This is a genomic window from Oceanococcus atlanticus (genome assembly GCF_002088235.1).
GTDB lineage: Bacteria > Pseudomonadota > Gammaproteobacteria > Nevskiales > Oceanococcaceae > Oceanococcus > Oceanococcus atlanticus.
The window spans coordinates 422,546-446,620 of sequence record NZ_AQQV01000002.1 but is presented as its reverse complement, the minus strand read 5'-3'; the positions used below and the strand labels follow the sequence as shown (position 1 = coordinate 446,620).

The window sequence follows — 24,075 nt, the reverse complement described above, 5'->3', positions numbered from 1 at the left end:
TCCGGGCATCAGGCCGCGGCTTCGGCGCCGACGAAGGCTTTGCCGAAGATCAGCACGTCGCGCAGGTCCGTGACATCCACGCCATCGATCATCAGCTCGTAGTACCACGAACCGTCACTGACATCGCCGTAGAGCACGGCCCCGGCAATGCGGCCGTGGCGCAGGACCAGTTTCTTGTACACGCCGCGGCGCAGGTCACGGAATTCGATTTCCTCGTCGCCTTCATCGGCGATGAAGTCACCGGCTGAGAACAGATCAATGCCGGTCACCTTCAGACGGGTCGAGACCTGCGAGCCGGGGTAGTGGCCTATGCCCATCTGAGCCAGATGATTGGCGCAGACCTTGGCCTGCTCCCACAGCGGGGCGACCAGGCCGTAAATGGCCTGACGATGCTGCACGCATTCGCCCACGGCATAGATGGTCGGGTCGAAGGTCTGCATGGCGTCATTGACCACGATGCCGCGCTCGCAATGCAGCCCGCTGTCTTTGGCCAGCTGGATATTGGGGCGGATGCCCACGGCCATGACGATCAGATCGGCAGGCAGTTCCTGGCCGTCCTTGAAGCGAATGCCGCTGACCCGCGCATCGCCGAGTATCGCCTCGGTCTGGGCCTGCATGCAGAAACGAATGCCGCGGTCCTTGAGGGCCTGTTGCAACAGGCCGGCGGCGGGTTTGTCCAGTTGCCGTTCCATCAGGCTGTCCATTAGATGCACCACGGTGACGTCCATGCCCTGCTTGAGCAGGCCATTGGCCGCTTCCAGGCCGAGCAGGCCGCCGCCGATGACCACCGCGCGCTGCTGGGTGCGGGCGGCTTCCAGCATGGTGTTGACGTCCTGAATGTCGCGAAAGCTGATCACTCCGGGCAGGTCATGGCCGGGCACCGGGATGATGAACGGGTCCGAGCCGGTGGCTAGCAGCAGGCGGTCGTAGGGCACACGCAGGCCCGAGGCGGCGACGACTTCGCGGCACCCGCGATCAATGCGCATCACCGGGTTGCCGGCGTGCAGGGTGATGCCGTGGGCGGCATACCACTGCGGCGTGTTGATCATGATGTCGTCCAGCGTTTTCTCGCCGGCCAGCACCGGTGACAGCATGATGCGGTTGTAGTTGCCGTGCGGCTCGGCGCCGAACACGGTGATGTCGTAGAGCGTGTCGTCCAGGGCCAGCAGCTCCTCCACGGTGCGCATGCCGGCCATGCCATTGCCGATCACGACAAGTTTCTTTTTCTCGCTCATGCTCTGATCGTTCGGCGCGTTCATGCGGCGGCGCTGACGCTGGCCTGCAGGGCCACTTCGACGGTCTGGTCGACCACTCGGACGGCGTAGGCGTGAACACTGTGGTCGGGGTTTTCCAGGCACTGGCCGTCACGCAGACGGTAGTGCTGTTTGTACACCGGTGAGGCCACCACCAGCTCGCCACCAAGATCGCCGACGATGCCGCGCGACAGCACATTGGCCTGGCTGTGCGGGTCGAAGTTGTCCAGGGCAAAGACCTGATCGTGGTCGAGACGGAACAGGGCGATCTGGGTGCCGTCGATCAGGGCGCCAACACCGGTGCCGGGCAGGATGTCGTCCAGGGCGCAAACCGGGGTCCAGTCGTTGATGGCAATCTCTTGCAGGGCCAAACGCATCACGCAGCCTCCTGTTGGCGACGTTCGGCTTCGGTGGCCGGACGGATTTGCCCACGCTCCTGCACAAACACCACGTGACTGTCAGGCTCGGGCGAATTGACGAAATGACGGAAGCGCTTGAGCTTGTGCTCGTCCTCCAGGGTCTTTTTCCACTCGCATTCGTAGGTGTCGACCAGCGACTGCATCTGGGCCTCCAGTTCCGCGCCCAGTCCCAGCGAATCCTCGATCACCACTTGCTGGGTGTACTCAAGGCCGTCGTCCAGCTCTTCCAGCCAGCGCGCGGTGCGTTGCAGCCGATCGGCGGTGCGGATGTAGAGCATCAGAAAACGGTCGATGTAACGGATCAGGGTGGCGTCATCCAGATCGGTGGCGAACAGATCGGCATGGCGTGGTTTCATGCCGCCGTTGCCGGCGACATAAAGGTTCCAGCCGCGTTCGGTGGCGATCACGCCGATGTCCTTGCACTGCGCCTCGGCGCATTCGCGGGTGCAGCCTGATACTGCAAATTTGAGCTTGTGCGGCGCGCGGATGCCGCGATAACGCTCTTCCAGCAGGATCGACATGCCCACCGAGTCCTGCTGACCGTAGCGGCACCAGGTTGAACCGACGCAGGATTTCACCGTGCGTACGGCCTTGCCGTAGGCATGCCCGGATTCGAAGCCGGCATCGACCAGCTCGCGCCAGATCAGCGGCAGCTGCTCGACCCGGGCGCCGAACAGATCAATGCGCTGGCCGCCGGTGATTTTGGTGTAGAGGCCGAATTTCTCTGCGACCTGTCCGAGCACGATGAGTTTTTGCGGCGTGATTTCGCCGCCGGGTATGCGTGGCACCACCGAGTAGCTGCCGTCTTTCTGCATGTTGGCCATGAAGTAGTCGTTGGTGTCCTGCAGGCCGGCCAGATGCGGTTGCAGGACATGCTCGTTCCAGGTTGAAGCCAGGATCGAGGCCACCGTGGGTTTGCAGATGTCGCAGCCGCGGCCATGACCATGCGCGTCGCGGATTGACTCGAAGGTTTTGTGCTTCTCCACCCGGATGAGGTGCTCCAGCTCCTGGCGTGAGTAGGCGAAGTGCTCGCACAGGTGGTTGTTGACCTCGACGCCCATCTTGCTCAGTTCGTTGTCGAGCAGGCTTTTGACCAGCGCATTGCAACCGCCGCACGAGGTGCCGGCCTTGGTGCAGGCCTTGAGCTCGCCCAGCGCGGTGGCGCCTTCGGCCACGGCGCCGCAGATGCGCGCTTTGCTGACATTGTTGCAGGAGCAGATCGTGGCGCTGTCGGGCAGGGCATCAGGGCCCAGTGCGGCGCCGCCGCCTTCGCCTGCGGGCAGAATCAGCTGTTCCGGTTTGCCCGGTATGGCGATGTCGCTGAGCATCATCTGCAGCAGCGTCGAGTAGTCCGCAGCGTCGCCGATCAGCACCGCGCCCAGCACTTTGCGGCCCTTCTCATCGCTGACCAGTTTTTTGTAAACCCCGGCATGTTCATCGATGAACACGCTGGTTCGCGCCCCCTGGCTGCGCGCGTGAGCATCGCCGATGGAGGCCACGTCCACGCCCATGAGTTTGAGCTTGGTGCTCATGTCGGCGCCGAGGAACTCAGTTGCGTCATCCGGGCTGTCGCTGAGCACATGCTCTGCCGCCACCCGGGCCATCTCGTAGCCTGGCGCGACCAGGCCGAAAATCTGCTGGTTCCACAGAGCACATTCACCGATGGCGTAGATGTGCGGGTCGCTGGTGCGGCAGTGGTTGTCGATCACGATACCGCCGCGTTCGCCAATCTCCAGCACGCACTGACGGGCCAGCGCATCCTGCGGGCGGATGCCGGCGGAGAACAGCACGATATCGGTTTCCAGTGTCTCACCATCGGCAAAACACATGCGATGGCGGCGGCTTTCGCCCGGCTCGATACGCTGGGTGTTCTTGCCGGTGTGTACGGCCACACCCAGCTCTTCGATCTTGCGCCGCAGCACGGCGCCGCCGCCATCATCCACCTGCACCGCCATCAGGCGTGGCGCGAACTCCACCACATGCGTGGTCAGGCCCATGTCACGCAGGGCTTTGGCGGCCTCAAGCCCGAGCAGACCGCCGCCAACCACGGCGCCGACCTTGGCGCTGGCGCCCGCGGCACTGATCGCTTCCAGGTCCTCGATGGTGCGGTAAACAAAGCAGTTGTCGCGGTCGTTGCCTTGAATTGGCGGCACGAACGGATAGGAACCGGTGGCCAGGACCAGTGTGTCGTAGTTGTGAATCTGGCCGCGGCTGGTGGTGATGCTGCGGGCCTGGCGGTTGATCGCGAGCACACCTTCGCCAAGGTGCAGGGTGATGTCGTTGGCGGCGAAGAAATCGTCTGACACCAAAGACAGATCTTCGGCCGTGCTGCCGCTGAAGTAGGCCGAAAGCTGGACCCGGTCGTAGGCAGCACGCGGTTCGTCGCCGAACACGCTGATGCGGTAGTGCTCGCGGCGCCCGCTGGCGCGCAGCGTCTCGCACAGGGTTTCGAGGTAGCGCTGGCCGACCATGCCGTTGCCGACAACGATGATGTGCTGGGTGTTGTGCATGGGAAAACTCCACGGGGCTGCGCGCACGGCGGCGCCCCGGTTCAATCAAGTGGGGATGGCGATGCTCAGGTGGCGCTGGCAGGCTCTCGGGCCAGCAGGTCCTGGTTGAGGCGTGCTTTTTCCTCGGCGTGGGTCTCATCCGAAAAGCGCACCAGCAGGGCGCAGAACGACGCGCCGATTACGGCCAGGCCGAGGTAGAACAGACCTTGCTGGTAGCTGATGCTCTCCGCTTTGAACAGGAAGCCGGCAGCCACCGCGCCCGCATTGCCGCCGGCGCCGACGATGCCGGCCACGGCCCCCAGAGCCTTACGATTCATGAACGGCACGATGCCGAAGGTGGCGCCCTCTGACATTTGCACGAACAGGCTGAACATGATCATTGAGCCCACTGCCAGAATCAGCACATCCATCTGCGAGAACAACATCAGGGCCAGGCCTTCGCAGAACAGTACGATGAACAGAAACCGCACCCGCCCGCTCAGCCCGCTCTTGAGCGCGAAGCGATCAGAGAAGTAACCGCCCAGGGTGCGCGCGAACAGGTTCATCAAACCGAACAGGGCGGCGATCATGCCAGCGGTTTTGAGATCGAGACTGAAATTGTCGAAGTAATAGATCGCGGCGATGTTGTTGATCGTGAGTTCAACCCCGAAACAGGCGGCATAGACCACAAACAGCGCCCACACGCGGTAATCGCGGGCGGCGAGCAAAAATGAACCGGAGGCTGAGCGTTCCTTGGTGGCCGGCGGCAGCTTGCCGGCAGCACGCAGATCCGAGTAGTTGCCGTCCGGTGCATCCTGGGTGAAGAGGTAGTAGACGATGCCCATGATGAACAGCACCACGCCGGGCACGATCATGGCGACACGCCAGCCGGCCGCTTCGCTGACCCCAAAGGTCATGACGGCGGCAAACACCAGCGGCATGACCAGCTGAGTCACGCCGCCGCCCAGGTTGCCCCAGCCTGCAGTGGTAGCGTTGGCGGTGCCCACCACGTTGGAGGCGAACATCACCGAGGTGTGGTACTGGGTGATGACGAAGGCCGCGCCGATGGCGCCAATCCCCAGGCGGAACAGCAGGAAGCTTTCGTAGCTGTCGGCCAGGCCAATCAGCATGACCGGAAACGAGCCGAGTACGAGCAGGGCGGAATAGGTTTTTCGCGGCCCGAACTTGTCGCACAGCGGTCCGATCAGCAGGCGCACCATCACCGTGATGGCGACCGAAGCAATGATGGTGTTGCCGATCTGGGCCTTGGTCAGCAGCAGGTCCTCACGCACCACTGCCATCAGCGGTGCGATACCGAACCAGCCGAAAAAGCACAGGAAAAAGGCGAACCAGGTGAGGTGAAAGGTCCGCATTTGCACGGACTTGAAGTCGAAAAGATTGATGCGAGTGGCTTTGTTCGCAACTTCCATGGAAATCCCCTGAAGACGAGAGCGACGATGGCTGCGGGGCAGGGACTGCCGCCACTGAGCCTCATCGACGCACTCGTACCTTGTTCAGGCCTGGTCCACGTCTTGTCAGTTGGTAATCAACATCCGTGCCAAGCGCTCAAGTGTTTGAATTTGCTTGATTCGGGGGCTGCGATAGCGGGGCTGGGTGATTTGCCCGGGGGCGCCGTTGCGCACAGGATTTGTGCAATGCACCAGATCAGTGCCGAATGGGTCAGGACGGCTCGGCGACGACGTACTGACGGGTCATGCGCTGGTACACATCGTTGCGGAAGGTACGCGCGGCAATCTCGCTGGAAACCGCTGCCTCCGGCAGGTTGCCGGCGGCCTGCATCTGTTCGAGCTGCCACAAGGCGTGTTTGGGCTCCGGGCAGTGTGAAGCGCGAAAGTCCACCGCGTGCGGCCCGGTGACGCCGGGCTCAAGCACGCGCACATCGCGTTTGACCTCTTCCGACAACCACTTGAGGGCGCGGCCATGATTGCTGCGTTCGGCCAGCCAGCGGGATGCTTCATGCAGCCACAATATGAGCTGGTGGTGTTCATCGCTGTCCAGCCACTGCTGGTTCACCGCGAGCACTTTCTCGGTGCTGGGCAGGCCCAGGCTGCGGCTGTTGGCCACGATCTTGCCCAGACAGGCTTCCACCGCGACCGAGTTCCACGGCTCACCCACGCAAAAACCGTCGACCCGCCCGTCGTGCAGGGCGTCCACCGCCAGCGGCGGCGGGATCACCACCAGGCGGTAGTCGCGTCCGGCTTGCAAACCCTGCTGGCCGAGCCAGTGGCGCAATTCGAATTCGTGCTTGGAGACCGGGAACACTGAACCAAAGGTCAGCAGGCGGCCGCTTTCACGGCGTTCTTGGGCCAGCTGCTGCAGGCCTTCATCCAGCGGCAGATTACGCGGAATCTGATCGAACACGCTGTTGCCCAGGGTGATGGCGTTGCCGTAGTGGTTGAGGGTGAAAGCGGTGGCCAGACGCACATGGTGGGGGTAAGCATCGGCCTGCGACAGCAGCGGTATGCCCGGCAGGCAGTGCGCAGCATCGATCTCGCCGGTGAGCAGGGCGTCGCGCAGCTGGGCCCACGAGCCCATGCGCTTGAGCTTGAGTCGGGCGCCGGCCATGCGGTCCAGTTCCAGGCGTTTGATCGCGATCAGGGTGAGCGCATCGGTGAGCGCTACAAAGCCCGTGGTCAGCGTCGTGTTCATGCCTGTTTCTCCTTGCTTTCCAGCACCTTGCGTGCCGCGTCGGCGACACTGATGCGGCCGTTCATGGCCATGTTTTTCAGCGCTTTGTAGGCCGCTTCTTCGTTCATGCCGTGGTCTTTCCACAGGATGCGTTTGGCCTGATCGATTTGTTTGCGTTCGGCCAGGGTTTTCTGATTGCGCGTGAGTTCGCGTTTGACCGCTTGCAGGCGTTTCGCGTGATCAATGGAAATCTCGATCAGCGAACGCAGGGCGGTGGGGGTGAGTTCGGCTGTGGCGTAACTGCTGACCCCAAGGCTGAGCGCCTGCTGACGCAATTCCTGCGGCAGTTTGTCGTGCAGGAACAGGGTGGGTTGCGGATGCTTGCAACTCTGGCTGGCCAGATGTTCGAGGCTGTCGCGGGTGGGTGAGTCGGGGCGGATCAGGATGGCGTCAGGTTCGAGCTCGCCGACCAGGTTGTAGACATCCTCGCTTTCGCTGACCTGGTGCACCTCAAAGCCTTCGCGTTCAAGCGAACGGGTCAGGGTGTCGTCATGGCTGACGAGCAGAACACGAATGGCGCGGGCGGTGGACATGCGCATGCATAAGCAAAGCGCGTGCCCATAGCGGCTAGGTCAACTCTGCGGCGAGTCGCTTGCGCAGCGCTTTGGGGGTGGCCTGATACCAGCGCCGGCAGGCCCGGTTGAAGGTGCTCTGGTCGGCGTAACCGAGCAGCCCGGAAATCTGGCTGAAGCGCATCGCAGTCATGGCCAGGTAGGTGCGCGCCTTGTCGCGACGAATCTCGTCGAGCATGGTTTCAAAGCGCGTGCCTTCCTGGTTGAGGTGGCGTTGCAGGCTGCGCGGGTGCATGGCCAGCTGTTCCGCCACCGTGTCGATGCGACATTGTCCGGTGGCCAGCAGGCGGTCGATCAACTCGGCAACCTGCTCGCTGAGCTGGCGTCCGGCCGGTCCGCGTGATTCCAGATAACGCTGGGCGATGCGCAGGGTTTGCGGGTCGGCACTGCTGAGCGGACGGCGTGCATCGCTTTCACGCAGGTCAAAGCCGCTGTATTCGGCCTCGAATTCGATCGGGCATTCGAAGGCCCGTTGATAGGTGACCTTGCTCGACAAGGGGGCATGGGTGAAGTAAATCCGTGCCGGGCGAGCGTTGTGGGCGCTGAGCATGCTCAGGATGCGGGCGCCGTTGGCCATGCTCAGTTCGTAGCTCTGGGTCAGATTGCGCAGGCCACGGTCTTCGATACGGAACGCAAAGCAATAATCGCCGGCCTCGTTGCGTCCGCGCAGCGACAGTTTGAGCGCCGGGCCGTGAATGTGCAGGTAGCGGGCAATGCCCTCGAAGGCGTGCAGCACATCGTTGGCCGCGCGGGCAATCACCGCCACTGGGCCGAGCATGTCGAGACCTTGCCAGTGGGCAATGCGCAGCCCGAAATCGCTGCATTGGGTGTCCACCGCAGCCTGTTCGATCACGGCGGCCAGGCTGCGATAGGGCACGTAGGCGTCCGGATCGTGGATCAGTTGAGGGTTGATGTGATGGCGAGCCAGCAGGGTGTGGGCGTCGCCGCCCAGCTGTGCCATCAATTCCTCAATGCCGGCCAGATTGGCGGCGCGGATCAGTGTGCTCATGCGCTTTGTCGCTTAAAGACAAAAATGTGTCGCCAAAAGCCAATTCTTTTCGCCAGCATGGCACTAGCATGATCAACGTACAAGAGCGAAGGCGCGAGGAGATTGCCCATGAGCCCACAACATTTCGACATTCTTATTATTGGCGCCGGCCTGTCCGGTATCGGCACGGCGGTGCATCTGCGGCGCGAGCATCCGCAGCGCTCCATGGCCATCATCGAGCGCCGCGCCCGTCTGGGCGGCACCTGGGATCTGTTCCGCTATCCCGGCATTCGTTCCGATTCGGACATGGCCAGTTTCGGCTATCGCTTCAAGCCCTGGGATTCCGACAAGGTTCTGGCCGACGGCCCGTCGATCCGCTCGTACATCACTGAAACGGCCAAAGAGCATGGCATTGCCGAAACCATTCAGTACGGCCTCAACATCACTGCCTCGAACTGGTCGAGCGAACAGCAACGCTGGGTGCTGCGAGCTGAGGATGTGGAAACCGGTGAGAGCCGGACGCTGACCTGTCATTTCCTGATCAACTGCAGCGGCTACTACAACTACGCCGAAGGCTACCGCCCGCATTTCGAGGGCGAAGAGGACTTCAAGGGCCAGATCGTGCATCCGCAGCACTGGCCGGAGCAGCTCGACTACGCCGGCAAGCGGGTGGTGGTGATCGGCAGTGGTGCCACGGCCGTCACCGTGGTTCCGGCAATGGCCAGACAGGCTGCGCATGTGACCATGCTGCAGCGCTCACCCAGCTATGTGTTCTCCCTGCCGGACACCGACAAGATGGCTATGGCGCTGCGTCGGTATTTGCCGCGCGGCTTGGCCTACCGGATTGTGCGCGGTCGCAACATTGCGGTGCAGCGCGGTCTGTATCTGGCCTGTCGGCGCTGGCCCAAGCGCATGCGCAAGTTCCTTATCGGGCAGGTGCGCAAGCAGGTCGGGCCGGATTTCGATATGCGTCATTTCACCCCGCGCTACATGCCCTGGGACGAGCGCCTGTGCGCGGTGCCCGATGGCGATCTGTTCGTGGCCTTGCGTGAAGGGCGCGCTTCGGTGGAAACCGACACTATCGAACGTTTCACCGAAAACGGCATTTTGCTCAAGTCTGGCAAGCAGCTCGAGGCAGACATCATCATCACCGCCACCGGCCTCAATCTGCAGATGATGGGCGGCATGGAGCTGACCGTGGATGATGCGCCGATGCCGCTGAACGAGCAGATGACCTACAAGGGCGCAATGATCCAGAACGTGCCCAACTTCCTGTGGGTGTTCGGTTATACCAATGCGCCGTGGACGCTCAAGTCCGATATCGCCGGGCGCTACCTGTGTCGCCTGCTGCGGCATATGGATGAGCATGGCAATGCGGTGGCGGTCCCGCGGGATGATTCCGGCGCCAATGCGCTGGACGAGGGTATCCTGGATTCGCTGCAGTCCGGCTATGTACAGCGTGGCAAAGCCAGCCTGCCACGTCAGGGCCGCTCCGGTCCCTGGCGCGTGCTGATGCACTACGGCAAGGACAAAAAAGTGCTGCTGGATGAGCCGATTGACGACGGTTGTTTGGAGTTTCAGCCGGTGCGTGCAGCGGCGGCTGACAGCGCCGCGCCGGAGCCCATGGCCGCCTGAGCCTGTCTTCAGCCGCCGAGAATTTCCTCGGCGGCGCGTTGGCCGGATTGCAGGGCGCCATCAAGATAGCCGCACCATTGGGTTGCGGTTTCCGTCCCCGCCCAGTGGATGCGTCCGCATGGTTCACGCAGGCTGGGGCCGTATTGGGTCATCACGCCGGGCGGCATGTGCGCCACATAACCGCCTAGGCTCCAGGCTTCCTGGGTCCAGTCCTGATCGACATAGCCGATCGGCTGGGCCGCATCATCGCCAAAGTAGCTCACCAGGTCGGCGATGACCTGATCGCGCCGGGCCTGCTCGCCGCGCGTGCTCATCTCCACGGCGTGGGCGCCGTCCATGAAGCCAACCAGAATGCCGATCGATTGATCCGCTGGCGTCTGGTCAAACACCACGTTGAAGATGCGGTCGTTGCTGGCGACCGCGCCATTGAGGCCACGCTGGCGCCAGAACGCCGTGGGGTAGGCCACATGAATCTTGATCACCGCACCCATGGGCATGCGCTGCAGCAGGCCCCAGCGGCGTGAGGGCAGCGGCTGGTTGTAGTCAATCTTGGCCGCTAGCGCCGGTGGTGTCGCGATGATGACTTGCGTGGCGCGGTAATCGGCCTGCGCGGTGTGCACCGTGACCGCATCGGCGTGTTGGTCGATCCCCAGCACCGGGCTGTTCAGGGTGATGCACTGGCCCAGCTGGTCGGCCATGCGCTTGGGGATTTGCCACGCGCCGCCGACGAATTTGTCCTGCTGGGCGCCGCCAGTGACATCCAGCAACGTGCGCAGGTCTTTGCCCTGGCGCATGTATTCAAGCATGCACAAGTAGGACACCTGCTCGGGTTCGGCACACAGCAATGCGCGGGTCACCACCCTGAGGAACTGGCGTGCATCACGCGTGCGCACATGCTTGCGCATCCAGCTGGCGACTGACTCGCTATCCCATTGCGCTGCCTGGGGGGCTGACCAAGCGGCCCCGACCGGCAAGGAGCCGGCTTCGCGCCGCCAGCGCCGTTCCAGCAGCGCGATTTCGAGCAGGGCCAGAGGTGACAACGGCGGAATGTCGGAGGCGTAGCGACGTCGTTTGCCGTCGAAATGCAGCAGGCTGTCGCCTTCGACATATTGCGGACAGGTGTTCACGCCCAGTGCCGCAGCTTCGGCGAGCAGGCGTTTCTGGTCAGGCCCGACCCATTGCCCGCCCAGATCAATGGTGTGTCCACAGATTTCGCCGGGCTTGGAACGCCCGCCAACCCGGTCGCGCGCCTCCAGCACCCGCACCCGTTTGCCGGCAGCGGTGAGTTCACGGGCGGCTTTGAGGCCGGCCAGGCCAGCGCCGACAACGAGGACGTCGCAATCAGTGGTAGGGGTGCTCATCGTGGCTGCTCTTGAGGATGTGGTTTAATATTAGTGAACGCGTTCATTAAATATCAAACCAGATGACGAACACAAGCAGCAAAGCACCGCGCGGGCGCCCGCGGCGCAGTCACAGCCAGCTCGAAAACAGCCGGCGGCGCATCCTCGATGCGGCGCGCAGCCTGTTCGCCCGAGACGGCTATGATGGTGTATCCATGCGCAACATCGCGCGCCTGGCGGAGTGTTCGCCCGCCGCGCTTTACACCGTGTTTGCGAGCAAGCGCGAGGTGCTGCGGGTGATCTGGGAGGAGGTCTTCAATACCCTGGCCGAACAGCTCGAGAGGATTGCCGAGCAAGCCCCCGCGCCGCAGCGTGTGCTGGCCCTGTGCGAGGGCATGGTGGATTTCTGGCTGGCTCATCCAGATGATTTTCGCGCCATCTTTCTGATCGAAGATCGCCTGCAGAGCGCTCAGGATCATTACTTTGTCGACAGTTCAGCAGCACTGACGCGTCTTGATGTGCTGCGCAAGGCGATTGCACAGGCCCAGGCCCACGGGAGCATTCGCAGTGCGGCTGTGGACGATGTACTCAATATCCTGTTGTGCACCGTGCAGGGGCTGGCGCTCAACCTGATCACCATTCCTGAATATCCCTGGGGTGATGCGCGGGCGCTCAAGCACGCCACGCTCAGTGCGCTGGTGCGCGGGCTGGCGCCGCAATAACAGCCTGCCGGCGCAGGCTGGCACACCAATTGCTGGGCACAGCAGCTTTTCGGGTAGGCGCTTCACTGCGCAGGCCCGACCTGCCTGTGGAGAAACTCAGACAATGAAAGCTTGGCCCTGGCTGCTGGCGACAACCGTACTCGCTGCCTGCAACGACAATTCGACCTCCGCTACGGCGGATCCGACGCCACAGGACGTGCCGGCGGTGGCTGCCGACCCGGCACCTTTGGGGCCGTATGAACCGCAGACCCAGGACTACGATTTCGGGCGGATCAGCGTCAGCGATGAGCAGACCGGCGACAGCTACGAAACTGATGTGCACGGTTATCTGGTCTATCCGAGCGCGGCGCAGGGCCCGTTTCCGCTGATTCTTTTCCAGCATGGCCGCCACCAGACCTGCGAAACCGGCCTGGGCCAGTTGCCGGTGCCGGTGGGCGATGACAACTGCCCCGATCTGGCCCCGATCATCAGCCCGGCCAACAGCTATCTGGGCTATGACTATCTGGCGCGCAATCTGGCCAGCCACGGCTACGCCGTGCTGTCCATCGACACCAACGATGTCAACGACAACGATGGCAGCGCCAGCGCGGGTGATGCCGGCGCACTGGCCCGCGCCACGCTGATTCTCGAGCACCTCGATGCCTTCAGAGAGATCAACGCCAACGGCGGCGAGGGCTTCGATCACCTGATCGGCCAGCTGGATCTGTCGCGCATCGGGTTGATGGGGCATTCGCGTGGCGGCGAGGGCGTGGCCAAAGCCATCACCCTGAATGCTCAGCGTGAGCAGCCGCACAATCTTGAGGCAGTGTTTGCACTGGCGCCGACCGACTACAACACCCAGGTGGTGCAGGGCGTGGCCTATGCAACCCTGCTGCCTTACTGCGACGGTGATGTGGAGAATCTGATGGGCGCATTCGCGTTCGATCATGCGCGCTACGCCGATGCGCAGGATGCCTGGCCCAAATTTCAGATCCTGGCGATGGGGGCCAATCACAACTACTTCAACACGGTCTGGACGTCGGATGACTGGACCATCCACGGCAGCAGCAGCGACAGCCATTGCGGCACCTCAAGCGCGACCCACGCGCGCGACAGCGAGGAAGACCAGCGCGCGCTGGGGCTGTTCTTCATGGCCTCGTTCTTCCGTTATTTCATCGGGCAGGAAAGTGATTTCGCCGCCTACTGGACGGGGTTATCCAAGGTGCCGCCCAGCGCCTGCCCAGGTGAGCTTGAGGATTGCCCCGGGCGCTATCACCTCAGCGTGCAACCTGCCGCAGTGGACCGCTTGCTGATTAATGCCACGCCGGATGAACAGGCCCTGAGCATCAACGCACTCGGTGGCGCGGTGAGCTTCGATGGGTTCGCCAGTTTCGGTGTTTGTCAGGCCGGAGGCGCCAGCGGTGAAGGCTGCGAAGTGGCCGATCCGACCTTTTCCAGCGCGTCGCAGCTGTATCTGAGTTGGACATCTCCGGCGCTCTATCGCACGGCGCTCAACGGGCTGGACGTGCGTGATTACACGCTGCTGAGCTTGCGTGTAGGGCTGTCGCATGGTGATACGGCGAATGCCGACGGGCAGGACTTCCTCATAGCCCTGATCGATACCGCCGGGCAGGAAGTCGTCGTCCATGCGGCCGATCTGGGCGCTGCGCTGTTCGATCCGCCGGGTGATGCGTTTGACGCTGGAGGTTCTGAAAAAACCACGCTCAACGGATTGCTGGCACCGCTGAGCTTGTTTGAAGGGGTTGATCTGGGGGCTTTGGCGGCGCTTGAGTTGCGCTTTGGGCAAAGCTCCGCCGGTACTTTGCAGATCAATGATGTGATGTTTTCCAAACTTGCGCTGAAGTAACTCTAGGGCGGTCAATTCGGCGGCACGGTCAGGCGCGCGTCAGCGTGGCGATGCCCGTGCCGCCGGAACCTTCGCCTGCGGTGGTGCTCCAACACGCTGGTTATCGGGCCCGCGCGCCATTACTATTTCTGCCATGCACCTCCACCGTACTCGTCCATGCGTGACCGTCGCCCTGCTTTTGCTGGTGGCCTGGAGTCGCGCCTGGGCGGGTGTTCCCGAGCTTGTGGTGCACACCGAGCCCGCAGGGCAGAGCGCCCATGAAGAGGTGTGATCATCTGCTCAGCGTGAGTGCTGCGGCTGACGAGCACGTCACAGGCGATGATGCAGAGCACCAGCATCATCTGCACATTTGCGGTTGCGGTGTGGCCCTGGTTTCCGCGCTGGAGTTGGGCTGGCCTGCGTTGATCGGCTATGCCGTGGTGCCGCGTCAAATCATGGCTCCGGTTGATCGTGGCGAGTCGTTTTTGAGGCCTCCGATCAGCTGAATTCTCCCCCCGTCGTGGCGTCGTCAGACGCCGTTCAGATTGTTTTTGGGAGAGTTTCATGTTTATTCCCCTGATTCGGGGCGGCGCACTATTGTTGCCGTCGCTCCTGGCTGTGGTTGCGCCGAGTGCGTCTGCCGCAGAGGTATCCCTGGCCAGCGTGCTTGAGCGCACGCAGGCCCAACACCCGAGCTTGCGCCAGATCGAAGCGCTGCGCCTGAGTCGCGATCCGCGCCATCAGGCGGCCAGGTTCAGCCCGCCCAAAACGGTGACGCTGGAGTTTGAAAATGTTGCCGGTGGCGGCGAATTTGCTGATGCGGCCCGTCTGGAAACGAGCCTGAGCCTGGGCGGTGTTCTGGAGTGGCCCGGCAAGCCGGACTTGCGTCACGCACAGGTTTTGAGTCAAACCGAGGTGCTGGCGCTTGAGCTGGACCAAAGGCGTCGCGACGTACTCGCCAACGCCGCATCGCAGTATGTTGAATGGGCCTGGTATGAGGCGCGCCAAGCGTTGGCTGACAAAGCGGTGTCCTTGGCTGACACTGCGCTGCAAGCGACCCAGCGTCGGCGCCAACTGGGCGCCGCGTCACAAGCGGATGTGCAGAGGGCCCGCCTGGCCCTGCTGGATGCCTCACAACAGCAAGTACAGATGCAAACGCTACGCGATGGTGCGCGTCGTGCCCTGGCCATGGCCAGCGGTGATACGCAATGGCAGCCCACCCATGCCGCAATGAATTGGTCTGCCTTGCCGCATCCTCCGGCGCCTGCTGATCTGCGGGCCCAGGCCGAACAGGCGCCGTTGGTGGCAGCCGCACATGCCGGTTATGCACAGGCCGAGGCGCGTTTGCAGCATGAGGTGGCTCAGGCCAACCCCGATCTGCAATGGTCGCTGGGTGTGCGTCACGACCGAGACAGTGGTGATGCTGCGCTGCTGGCGGGTTTTGGTATTGCCCTGGGCGCTGCGCGACGCAGTCAACCGCTGCAGGCGGCTTTGCGTCAGGATCTGGACGCGGCGGGTTGGGCCGGCCAGGCCAGCGTTCTCGACCTGGGTGCAAAGACCGCCATGGCGGGTGCCCAGCTCGACAGTCTGAGAGATGAGTTCTACGCCGTGCGCGATCAGCTACAGCCGCAGGCGCAGGCGCTGCTCGACACCACGATGAAAGGCTATCGGGACGGGCGCTACAGCGTGCTTGAGATGACCAGTGCGCAGCGTGAGTTGTTGCGTCTGGAGCAGCGCAAGCTCCGCATCGTCAAAGACTTTCATCAAGCCTGGATCGAGCTCGAGCGTGTGCTGGGTCAGGCCCTTATTCAGGGAGCGGCATCATGATGCAGTCTCTATTCAAGTGGTGCTCGGCGTTGCTTCTCGTGGCGGGTGTGATGCCCGTAGCTATGGCCAGTGGCGAGCACGAGCATGACGAACAAGCAGCCTCACACATTGATGAGGCGATGATCGATGCGATGGGCCTGCGGATGGCGGTAGCTGGCCCGGGCGTTCTCGATGTCACCCGCGTGCTGAGTGGACGCGTGCATGTTGATCCATCGCGGGTATCACGAGTGCGCCCGCGCTTTGCCGGTTTGATCGAAGCTGTTGACGCGGCGCTGTGGAGCCAGGTCAGCAAGGGCCAGGTGCTGGCCCGGATACAGAGCAACGACAGTTTGCAGAGTTACGACCTGCGAGCCCCCATTGGTGGCTGGATCGTTCGCCGTGAAGCGCTGGTCGGTGAGATCACTGGCGATGAGCCTTTGTTCGTGATTGCCGATCTGTCGAGTCTGTGGATCGAGTTTGATGTGTTCGACCACGATCTTGATGCGGTGCGGGTTGGTCAGCGGGTCAATATTCGTGGCCTGCATGACGACGCGCTGGGTCAGGGTGTTATCGAGCAGCTGTCGCCGCTGGCCATTCATATTGCGCAGTCAGTGCGTGCCCGGGTCGTGGTCGACAACCGGGAAGGGCAGTTGCGCCCCGGACAGTACGTCAGTGGCGAGGTGATTGTGTCGCAGCAGTCCTATCCGCTGCTTGTGCAGCAATCTGCGGTCCAGCAACTGGATGGCCGGGCTGTGGTGTTCGAGCAAAGCGGTGATGAATTTGTGGCGCGTCCTGTTGTGTTGGGCGCGCGTGATGCCGATCAGGTGGCCGTACTTGATGGTCTGCAGGCCGGTGCACGTTATGTCAGCGGCAACAGCTACCTGATCAAGGCGGATATCGAAAAATCCGGCGCCGCGCACCACCACTGAGGAGACCACGATGCTTGATTCAATCGTGCGGTTCGCCATTGCGAACCGCGTGCTGGTGTTGTTTGCGGTGGCGGTTGTTGCAGCCTTGGGTTTTTATAACGCACAGCGACTGGCTATTGATGCGGTGCCTGACATCACCAATGTTCAGGTCCAGATCAATACGGCGTTGCCGGGTTTTTCACCGCTGGAAGTGGAGCAGCGGGTGACCTTTGCCGTGGAAACGGCGATGGCCGGGATTCCCCGTCTCGATTACACACGATCGTTGTCACGCTACGGCTTGTCGCAGGTGACCGTGGTGTTCGAGGATGGCACCGATGTGTATTTTGCACGTCAGCTGGTAAGCGAGCGTCTGGCCTCGGTGGTGACTGAGCTGCCCGATGCAGCGTCGCCATCGCTTGGTCCTATTGCCACCGGTCTGGGCGAGATCTTCATGTACACCGTCGGTGCTGCTGACGATGCGGCATGGTCGCCCAGCGACCTGCGTACCGTTCAGGACTGGATTGTCCGGCCACAATTGCGTCAAACCCCCGGTGTCGTTGAGGTCAACACCACCGGCGGCGAGGAAAAGACCTATCTGGTGGCGCCATGGCCTCATCGCCTGCTTGCCTATGACCTCAGCCACCACGACGTACTTGCGGCGCTGGCCCGTAACAACAGCAACACCGGTGCGGGCTTCATAGAACGTCATGGGGTTCAGTATCTGATCCGCTCGCCGGGGCAACTGGGCGGGCTTGAGGATATTCGCAACATCGTGGTGGCCAAGCGTGAAGGTGTGCCCATTCGGCTTGGGGAACTGGCCGAAGTGGCCATTTCGCAACATTTACGCAGCGGCGCCGCAACCCGCAATGGTGAAGAGGTGGTGCTGGGCACCACGTTTATGCTGATTGGGGCTAACAGCCGCAAGGTGGCCGCTGCTGTGGCTGAACGCCTGAGCGAAATTGAAGCGTCGCTGCCGCAGGGTGTCATCCTTAATCCGGTTTACAACCGGATGAACCTGGTCGACAAGACCATCGCCACGGTGGAAAAGAACCTGATTGAAGGGGCTTTGCTGGTGGTGGCCGTGCTGTTTGCGATGTTGGGCAATCTGCGTGCGGCCCTGATCACGGCCCTGGTCATACCGTTGTCCATGCTGATGACGATAAGCGGGATGGTAGCGACCCGGACATCGGGCAATCTGATGAGTCTAGGCGCGCTGGATTTCGGCCTGATCGTTGATGGTGCTGTCATCATCGTGGAGAACAGCTTGCGTCGGCTGGCGCAGGCGCAGCAGGCCGCCGGCCAGGCTCTGCCTTTGGCCCAGCGTCTCAGGGTGGTCCGGCAGGCCACCTCGGAAGTGATCAGGCCAAGCATGTTTGCCCTGACCATCATTCTGGTGGTGTACCTGCCCGTGTTTGCGCTTGGTGGCGTGGAAGGCAAGATGTTTCATCCCATGGCTTTGACCGTGGTCATGGCCTTGCTGGCGGCGATGCTGTTGTCGCTGACGTTTGTGCCGGCGGCGCTGGCCTTGTTCATGCGTGGGCGGGTTGTAGAGCGTGAACCTCGCATGGTGCGTGGTCTGCAAGCGTTGTATCGCCCGGTACTGGCGTGGGCGCTGCGCTGGCGCTACCTGTGCGTTGCCGGCGCATTGGCGCTGGTCTTGCTCAGCGCCTGGGCGGCGACGCGCATGGGGGCGGAATTTATTCCTACCCTGGATGAGCACGACGTGGCCATGCACGCCCTGCGTATTCCGGGCACCGGTTTGAATCAGTCAATCGAGATCCAGCAGGTGCTTGAGCGCGAGATGCTCAGCCTGCCCGAGGTCGATCAGGTGTTCTCCAAAGTGGGTACCGGCGAGGTGGCCAATGATCCGATGCCGCCGGGGCTGGCCGACACCTTCTTGATGCTGAAACCGCGTGCTGAATGGCCTGATCCGGACAAGCCCAAGCAGCGGCTGCTTGATGAGCTGTCGGCGTTGGCGCACAAGGTGCCGGGCAGCAACTATGAGATCACCCAGCCGATCGAGATGCGTTTCAATGAGCTGATCGCGGGTGTGCGGGCGGACGTGGCTATCAAGGTTTACGGCGACGATCTGGACACCTTGGCGCAGTTGGCTGCGCGCATCGAAACCGTGGTGGCTGAGCTGCCCGGCGCTGAAGATGTACGCAGTGAGCAACTCGGCGGTTTACCGATGATTCAGGTGGTGCCCAAGCGTGATGCACTGGCTCGTTACGGTCTGGACGTTGTGGCCGTTCAGGACAGCGTGCGGATTGCGCTGGGCGGTGAGGTGGCCGGGCAGGTGTATGAAGGTGATCATCGCTTTGACCTGCTGGTGCGCTTACCCGACACCTTGCGTGACAACATTCAGGCCTTGCGTGATTTGCCCGTGCCGCTGCCGCAGAGTGAGCGGCGTGTCGCCGGTGAGGCTGACGCGCTGGGTGTTGCGCATACGCCGCCTCGGCATGTCCCGCTGGGCGCTGTGGCCGAGATCGAGCATATCGTGGGGCCGAATCAGATCAGTCGTGAGAACGGCAAGCGCCGTGTGGTGGTCAGTGCCAACGTCCGCGGCGAGGATTTGTCGCGCTTTGTCAGCTCGGCGCGTGCCGCGGTGCGTGAGCAGATCGAATTGCCGCCGGGATACTGGTTGAGCTTTGGCGGCAGTTTCGAGCAGCTGGTTTCAGCGGCGCGGCGCCTGAGCCTGATCGTGCCGCTGACACTGCTGCTGATCATGGCCATTCTTTACGCCGCATTTGGCAGCCTGCGCGATGCCTTGATCGTATTTTCGGGCGTACCTTTGGCGCTAACCGGTGGCATCGCCGCCTTGCTGTTGCGTGGTTTGCCGTTGTCGATCTCGGCGGCGGTCGGTTTCATCGCGCTGTCCGGCGTCGCCGTCCTCAATGGTGTGGTGATGGTCTCATTCATCCGCGAGCGCTTGAAGCGGGGTGAAGCGCTGGACGAGGCGATTACCCAAGGTGCCCTGATTCGTCTCAGGCCGGTACTGATGACCGCTTTGGTTGCGTCCCTTGGTTTTGTGCCCATGGCCCTGAACGTGGGTATAGGGGCGGAGGTGCAGCGGCCGCTTGCCACGGTTGTGATCGGTGGGATCGTGTCGTCCACCGTGCTTACTCTAGTGGTGTTGCCGGCGCTTTATCGCCTGTTCGCTCAAGCGGCGGGGCAGCGCTAGCAGCGGCGGGGCCGGTTCCCGCCGGCCCCGTTTTTCGCCTGCAAAGGGCGAAAGAAATTGTGTTTCTTTTGTGGTTGGGGAAAACCCAACTTTCGATAGGCGTTGCGATTGCGCCTTCACCGCTACTCTAGCCGTATGAATGCCCCCTGTCGTTTTCGATAAGGCGGGTGATAAAGAAACAGGGACACGCCGAAAGGCGGCAAGCGGAGGAAAGCGGTGCACGGAGACTCGCATAGCAAGGCGGCACAACTGTTTGTGCGCTACACCGAGCCACTTATTTTCAACAAGCGTTGGATCACCTTGCTGGTGTTGACCGCGCTGACGGCATTTTTCGGTTATCACGCTTCCAAGTTGCGGATGGACACCGGCTTCGAAAAGCAGTTGCCGCTGGGCCACCCCTACATGAGCGTGTATCAGCAATACCAACGCGAGTTTGGCGGGGCCAATATCGTCTTGCTGGCGGTCAGTCAGAAAAGCGGCGAAGACATCTACACCGCAGACTTCATGCAAACGCTGGAGCAGGCCACCCGTGCGGTGTACTACACCGAAGGCATGGACCGCTCACGCGTCAGTTCATTGTTCACGCCGAACGTGCGTTATATGGAAGTCGTCGAATCCGGCTTCCAGGGCGGCAACGTTGTGCCGTCAAACTTCCGGCCAACCCCGGAAATGCTCGACCGCGTGCGTTCCAATGTGGCCCGTTCGGATGTCATGGGGCGGCTGGTCGCCAACGACCAGAGTGCCGCCATGGTGGTGTCCGAGCTGGTCGAACGCGACCCCATCACGGGCGAGCGCCTTGACTACCTGGACACCGCGCACAAGCTGGAGCAGGTGCGCCATCGCTTTATCTCGCCGACCAAATTCGAGTACGTCCTGAAAGACGACCTCGGTCCGTTGTCGGCCGGTACCGTGGTCAAGACCCAATATCTGGACACCCGTGGGCTGTTCAGTCGCTTCACCAGCTTTGAATATGAGACCGACGACCCGGATGCCGAGCCGTTGACGGTGAAGCAGCGTCAGGTCGAGGTGCGCGAAGTCGAAAACCCGGATTACAACCCGAATATCGACATCGCCATCATCGGTTTTGCCAAGGCGGTGGGAGATATTGCGGACAGCGCGATCGAGGTGTTTGGCTTCTTCGGTCTGACCCTGATTCTGGTCTGGCTGCTGCTGTCCTGGTACTGCGGCTCGCTGGCGGTGGGCTTCTTGCCGCTGGCCTGTGGTGTGCTGGCCGTGGTGTGGGAACTGGGCATGTTGCATCTGTTCGGCTTCGGGCTTGACCCGTTTGCGATTCTGATGCCATTTATCGTGCTTGCCATCAGTACCTCGCACGGCATCCAGATCACCAATTTCTGGCTGAACGAAGTGGCCGACCATGGGCTCGACAGCTTTGCCGCGTCGCGTGCCACCTATCGGCGTCTGGTGATTCCAGGCATTTCGGCACTGGCCACCAATTTCATCGGTTTTGGCACCATCTTGTTGATTCCGATCGGCATCATTCAGGAAATGGCCATCAATGCCATGTTCGGTCTGGTTGCCATCGTGCTGTGTAAGAAAGTCCTGCTGCCATGTCTGCTGTCGTTCGCGCCGCTCAAGGACCCGAAGAAATTCCGCGATCATCAGCACCGTCGCGACAAGATGCTCGACCCGATGTGGCGCAGCCTCTCCGTCATCACCCTGAAGCCGGTTGCGGGTGTGGTGCTGGTGGGCGCCGTTGCCCTGTATCTGTGGGCCGATCACGTGTCGCAGGATTTGAAGATCGGCGAACTGCATGAAGGTGTGCCGGAGCTGCGCCCGGACTCCCGTTACAACGAGGATTCACGCACCATCACCAATGCTTTTGCCATCGGTGTGGATGTGGTCAAAATCATCGCTCAGTCCGAGGCTGACGGTTGTATCGACCACAATGTGATGAGCCGCATCGACGATTTTGCCTGGCACATGGAAAACGTCGACGGCGTGCAGTCGACCATGTCGCTGGCCAAGACCTCGCGGGCGGTTTACAACGCCTACAACGAGAACAACCCCAAATGGCATGTGCTGCCGCGTCAGTCCGGTGCACTGGTTGTTACCGTGCAGCCGTTCCCCAGTTCCACGGGCCTGCTCAACGAAGATTGCAGTGCGATCCCGATCTTCGTGTACTCCGAGGACCACAAAGCAGAAACCATTGACCGCATCATTGCTGCAGCCAATGAGTTCATGGATGCCCAGCCTGAAAATGCGCCGGTGAAATTTGCCCTGGCCACCGGTAACGTTGGCGTGATGGCTGCGGCCAACGATGTCATCCGGGAAACCGAACCCACCGTGCTGGGCTGGCTGTTCCTGGGTATCGGCCTGTGTATTTTCCTGACCTTCCGCAGTTTCACCGGCTTGGTCTGCGTGCTGGTGCCGCTGTGGTTGGTTTCGATTCTGTCTTACGCCGTGATGGTGTATCTGGAAATCGGCGTGAAAGTGTCCAATCTGGCGGTGGCTGCATTTGCTGCGGGCATCGGTGTGGACTACGGCATTTACATCTATTCCGTGCTTGAGGAGAACGTACGCAACAAAGGCATGGCCTTGCGCGAAGCCTATCGCGACACCCTCAATCAGACCGGTAAGGCCGTGGTGATCACCGCGGCAACATTGTCGGCCAGTGTCTGCACCTGGTTTTTCTCCGGGCTGCAGTTCCAGATCGACATGGGCATCTTGCTGACCATCATGTTCCTGGCCAATGCCGTGGCTGCGGTGCTGATGCTGCCGGCCTTTGCTGCCTTCCTGCTGCGCGGCCCGAAAAATGCGGATGGTGACAGCGCAGCACAGCCTGTGCCTGCCTGATCCGGCCGACTGTTCATTAAACCTCGAGGAGATTGAAATGAAGCTGAGAATGCTGACATTGACCACGGCGGCCTGCCTGGTCACCGCATATCCTGCCCTGGCCAAAGTGTCGCCGGAAGAAGCGGCCAAGCTGGGCAAAGAGCTGACCCCGGTGGGCGCAGAGCGTGCCGGCAATGCTGCGGGTACGATTCCGGAATGGACGCCGGCTGAGCAACGCGGCGCGCTCAAGGGTGAGTTCCCCAGTGACCCCAAGATTGAAGCGCAGCAGCCGCTGTTCACCATCAACGCTCAGAACGTTGGTGAGTACGAAGCCAGCCTGACCGAAGGCCACAAGGAACTGATGCGCCGTTACCCGGACACCTACAAAATGAAGGTGTATCCGACCGTGCGTAATGTGAATCTGCCGGAGCGTATTCAGCAGGAAACCATCAAGAACGCGACCCGTGCCGAGCTGGAAGGGGTTGATAACCCGCGTGGCGCATATCTGGGCTTTCCGTTTCCGATTCCGAAATCCGGTGCTGAGCCGATCTGGAATCACCGCACCAAATGGCGCGGCAATGAGCTGATTCGTTACAACAACCAGATGATTGTTCAGCAGGACGGTCGTTTCAAAGTCACCAAGATTGTCGAGGACGTGAAGTTCTACTACGCCAATCTGGAACTGGAAAACCCGCCAGAGCTGAAGCCTGGTGTGGACTTCCTGCGTTACCTGTCGGCCACCGTGGCACCACCGCGCGTTGCGGGTACCTACATTCTGGTGCATGAAAAAGCCGGTTTTGGCGCCGAAGGGCGTGCGGCCTGGTTGTATGCCCCGGTGCTCAAGCGTATTCGTCGCGCACCGGCGGTGTGCTGTGATAACCCTTATGAGGGCACCGATGGTCACCAGTTCTATGACCAGGTTGACCTCTACAACGGTGTACTTGAGCGTTTCAGCTGGAAGCTGATCGGTAAGCGTGAAGTCTACATTCCGTACAACTCGTACAAGATTGGCAAGCCGCCGACCACCTACGAAGACATCGCATCGCCGAACCACGTGAACCCGGAGCTACCGCGTTACGAGCTGCATCGCGTATGGGTGGTGGAGTCGGTGAACAAGGAAGATCAGCGTCATACCTTCGCCAAGCGCACGATCTACCTGGACGAAGATTCCTGGAATGTTGTGGCCATCGACAACTATGACCACGAAGGCAAGATCATGCAGTTCCAGGAAGGTCACCTGGTGTTCAACCACAACGTGCTGGCCGCAAGCACCTCGCCGGAAGTGATCTACCACTTCAACAGCGGGCGCTACTTCACCACCGCGATGATGAACGAGGACCAGCCGTACGACCAGACGGTGAGCTTCACTGATAGCCATTTCGAACCCAACACGGTTCAGAAGAAGGCATCGAAATAAATCCCCCAAGACTCCCCG

At 61.7% G+C, this 24,075-nt stretch carries 16 protein-coding genes and 1 pseudogene; 9 read left to right on the top strand and 8 right to left on the bottom strand.

Annotated elements, in window-relative coordinates:
- Nucleotides 1–26: 26 nt before the first annotated feature.
- The 7 genes and pseudogenes from ATO7_RS09260 to ATO7_RS09230 all read right to left on the bottom strand — a co-directional run.
- A pseudogene (locus ATO7_RS09260) lies at nt 27–1,259 on the bottom strand (NAD(P)/FAD-dependent oxidoreductase); the annotation flags it as partial.
- Entirely contained in the window at nt 1,256–1,630 is a 375-nt protein-coding gene (gene nirD / locus ATO7_RS09255; protein ID WP_083561402.1) for a nitrite reductase small subunit NirD, read from the bottom strand. The pseudogene ATO7_RS09260 and the gene nirD, both read right to left, overlap by 4 nt.
- Nucleotides 1,630–4,182: a nitrite reductase large subunit NirB gene (gene nirB / locus ATO7_RS09250; protein ID WP_083561400.1), complete on the bottom strand. Its 2,553-nt coding sequence runs from the start codon at nt 4,180–4,182 to the stop codon at nt 1,630–1,632. The genes nirD and nirB overlap by 1 nt, the downstream gene beginning before the upstream one ends.
- A 65-nt stretch (nt 4,183–4,247) precedes the next feature.
- The gene (locus tag ATO7_RS09245) at nt 4,248–5,591 is read right to left on the bottom strand and encodes an MFS transporter (protein WP_083561399.1); all 1,344 of its coding nucleotides are present in this window, start codon (nt 5,589–5,591) and stop codon (nt 4,248–4,250) included.
- Between the two features lie 250 nt (nt 5,592–5,841).
- Nucleotides 5,842–6,831: a CmpA/NrtA family ABC transporter substrate-binding protein gene (locus ATO7_RS09240; RefSeq protein ID WP_083561397.1), complete on the bottom strand. Its 990-nt coding sequence runs from the start codon at nt 6,829–6,831 to the stop codon at nt 5,842–5,844.
- Nucleotides 6,828–7,409 carry an ANTAR domain-containing response regulator gene (locus ATO7_RS09235; RefSeq protein ID WP_083561396.1) on the bottom strand — a complete coding sequence of 194 codons (582 nt, stop codon included), beginning with the start codon at nt 7,407–7,409 and terminating at the stop codon, nt 6,828–6,830. The genes ATO7_RS09240 and ATO7_RS09235 overlap by 4 nt, the downstream gene beginning before the upstream one ends.
- A 28-nt stretch (nt 7,410–7,437) precedes the next feature.
- Complete coding sequence (locus ATO7_RS09230; protein ID WP_083561394.1) at nt 7,438–8,451, bottom strand: AraC family transcriptional regulator; 1,014 nt, start codon at nt 8,449–8,451, stop codon at nt 7,438–7,440.
- Nucleotides 8,452–8,559: 108 nt separating this feature from the next.
- Here ATO7_RS09230 and ATO7_RS09225 point away from each other — a divergent pair, with 108 nt between their 5' ends.
- Nucleotides 8,560–10,065, top strand: coding sequence for a flavin-containing monooxygenase (locus ATO7_RS09225; protein WP_083561393.1), 1,506 nt, complete (start codon nt 8,560–8,562; stop codon nt 10,063–10,065).
- An 8-nt stretch (nt 10,066–10,073) separates the two neighbouring features.
- Here the strand turns inward: ATO7_RS09225 and ATO7_RS09220 are convergent, their stop codons facing one another.
- A complete protein-coding gene (locus tag ATO7_RS09220; RefSeq protein WP_083561391.1) occupies nt 10,074–11,426 on the bottom strand; it encodes a flavin monoamine oxidase family protein in 1,353 nt (450 codons plus the stop codon).
- 62 nt (nt 11,427–11,488) lie between these two features.
- Between ATO7_RS09220 and ATO7_RS09215 the strand changes: the two genes are divergently transcribed.
- From ATO7_RS09215 to ATO7_RS09180, 8 genes are all read left to right on the top strand, one after another.
- Nucleotides 11,489–12,127 carry a TetR/AcrR family transcriptional regulator gene (locus ATO7_RS09215; protein ID WP_083561389.1) on the top strand — a complete coding sequence of 213 codons (639 nt, stop codon included), beginning with the start codon at nt 11,489–11,491 and terminating at the stop codon, nt 12,125–12,127.
- A gap of 103 nt (nt 12,128–12,230) precedes the next feature.
- Nucleotides 12,231–13,973, top strand: coding sequence for a poly(ethylene terephthalate) hydrolase family protein (locus tag ATO7_RS09210; RefSeq protein ID WP_206044860.1), 1,743 nt, complete (start codon nt 12,231–12,233; stop codon nt 13,971–13,973).
- Nucleotides 13,974–14,230: 257 nt separating this feature from the next.
- Complete coding sequence (locus ATO7_RS09205) at nt 14,231–14,458, top strand: hypothetical protein (protein WP_146680253.1); 228 nt, start codon at nt 14,231–14,233, stop codon at nt 14,456–14,458.
- 58 nt (nt 14,459–14,516) lie between these two features.
- Nucleotides 14,517–15,779, top strand: a complete 1,263-nt coding sequence (locus ATO7_RS09200) for a TolC family protein (protein ID WP_083561386.1) — start codon at nt 14,517–14,519, stop codon at nt 15,777–15,779.
- Nucleotides 15,776–16,687: an efflux RND transporter periplasmic adaptor subunit gene (locus ATO7_RS09195; RefSeq protein WP_083561384.1), complete on the top strand. Its 912-nt coding sequence runs from the start codon at nt 15,776–15,778 to the stop codon at nt 16,685–16,687. The genes ATO7_RS09200 and ATO7_RS09195 overlap by 4 nt, the downstream gene beginning before the upstream one ends.
- Before the next feature lie 10 nt (nt 16,688–16,697).
- Nucleotides 16,698–19,847 (top strand): efflux RND transporter permease subunit, encoded by a 3,150-nt coding sequence (locus ATO7_RS09190; RefSeq protein WP_083561382.1) that lies wholly within the window; start codon nt 16,698–16,700, stop codon nt 19,845–19,847.
- A gap of 216 nt (nt 19,848–20,063) precedes the next feature.
- A complete protein-coding gene (locus ATO7_RS09185; RefSeq protein WP_206044859.1) occupies nt 20,064–22,661 on the top strand; it encodes an efflux RND transporter permease subunit in 2,598 nt (865 codons plus the stop codon).
- A gap of 37 nt (nt 22,662–22,698) precedes the next feature.
- The gene (locus tag ATO7_RS09180) at nt 22,699–24,057 is read left to right on the top strand and encodes a DUF1329 domain-containing protein (RefSeq protein WP_083561802.1); all 1,359 of its coding nucleotides are present in this window, start codon (nt 22,699–22,701) and stop codon (nt 24,055–24,057) included.
- Nucleotides 24,058–24,075 lie beyond the last annotated feature (18 nt).

Excerpts from the sequence above, each read along its gene's own strand:
- ATO7_RS09235 (WP_083561396.1), bottom strand. The coding sequence starts at position 7,409 with ATGCGCATGTCCACCGCCCGCGCCATTCGTGTTCTGCTCGTCAGCCAT.
- nirD (WP_083561402.1), bottom strand. The coding sequence starts at position 1,630 with ATGCGTTTGGCCCTGCAAGAGATTGCCATCAACGACTGGACCCCGGTT.
- ATO7_RS09215 (WP_083561389.1), top strand. The coding sequence starts at position 11,489 with ATGACGAACACAAGCAGCAAAGCACCGCGCGGGCGCCCGCGGCGCAGT.
- ATO7_RS09210 (WP_206044860.1), top strand. The coding sequence starts at position 12,231 with ATGAAAGCTTGGCCCTGGCTGCTGGCGACAACCGTACTCGCTGCCTGC.
- ATO7_RS09180 (WP_083561802.1), top strand. The coding sequence starts at position 22,699 with ATGAAGCTGAGAATGCTGACATTGACCACGGCGGCCTGCCTGGTCACC.
- ATO7_RS09190 (WP_083561382.1), top strand. The coding sequence starts at position 16,698 with ATGCTTGATTCAATCGTGCGGTTCGCCATTGCGAACCGCGTGCTGGTG.
- nirB (WP_083561400.1), bottom strand. The coding sequence starts at position 4,182 with ATGCACAACACCCAGCACATCATCGTTGTCGGCAACGGCATGGTCGGC.
- ATO7_RS09200 (WP_083561386.1), top strand. The coding sequence starts at position 14,517 with ATGTTTATTCCCCTGATTCGGGGCGGCGCACTATTGTTGCCGTCGCTC.
- ATO7_RS09225 (WP_083561393.1), top strand. The coding sequence starts at position 8,560 with ATGAGCCCACAACATTTCGACATTCTTATTATTGGCGCCGGCCTGTCC.
- ATO7_RS09245 (WP_083561399.1), bottom strand. The coding sequence starts at position 5,591 with ATGGAAGTTGCGAACAAAGCCACTCGCATCAATCTTTTCGACTTCAAG.
- ATO7_RS09195 (WP_083561384.1), top strand. The coding sequence starts at position 15,776 with ATGATGCAGTCTCTATTCAAGTGGTGCTCGGCGTTGCTTCTCGTGGCG.
- ATO7_RS09220 (WP_083561391.1), bottom strand. The coding sequence starts at position 11,426 with ATGAGCACCCCTACCACTGATTGCGACGTCCTCGTTGTCGGCGCTGGC.
- ATO7_RS09240 (WP_083561397.1), bottom strand. The coding sequence starts at position 6,831 with ATGAACACGACGCTGACCACGGGCTTTGTAGCGCTCACCGATGCGCTC.
- ATO7_RS09230 (WP_083561394.1), bottom strand. The coding sequence starts at position 8,451 with ATGAGCACACTGATCCGCGCCGCCAATCTGGCCGGCATTGAGGAATTG.
- ATO7_RS09205 (WP_146680253.1), top strand. The coding sequence starts at position 14,231 with ATGAAGAGGTGTGATCATCTGCTCAGCGTGAGTGCTGCGGCTGACGAG.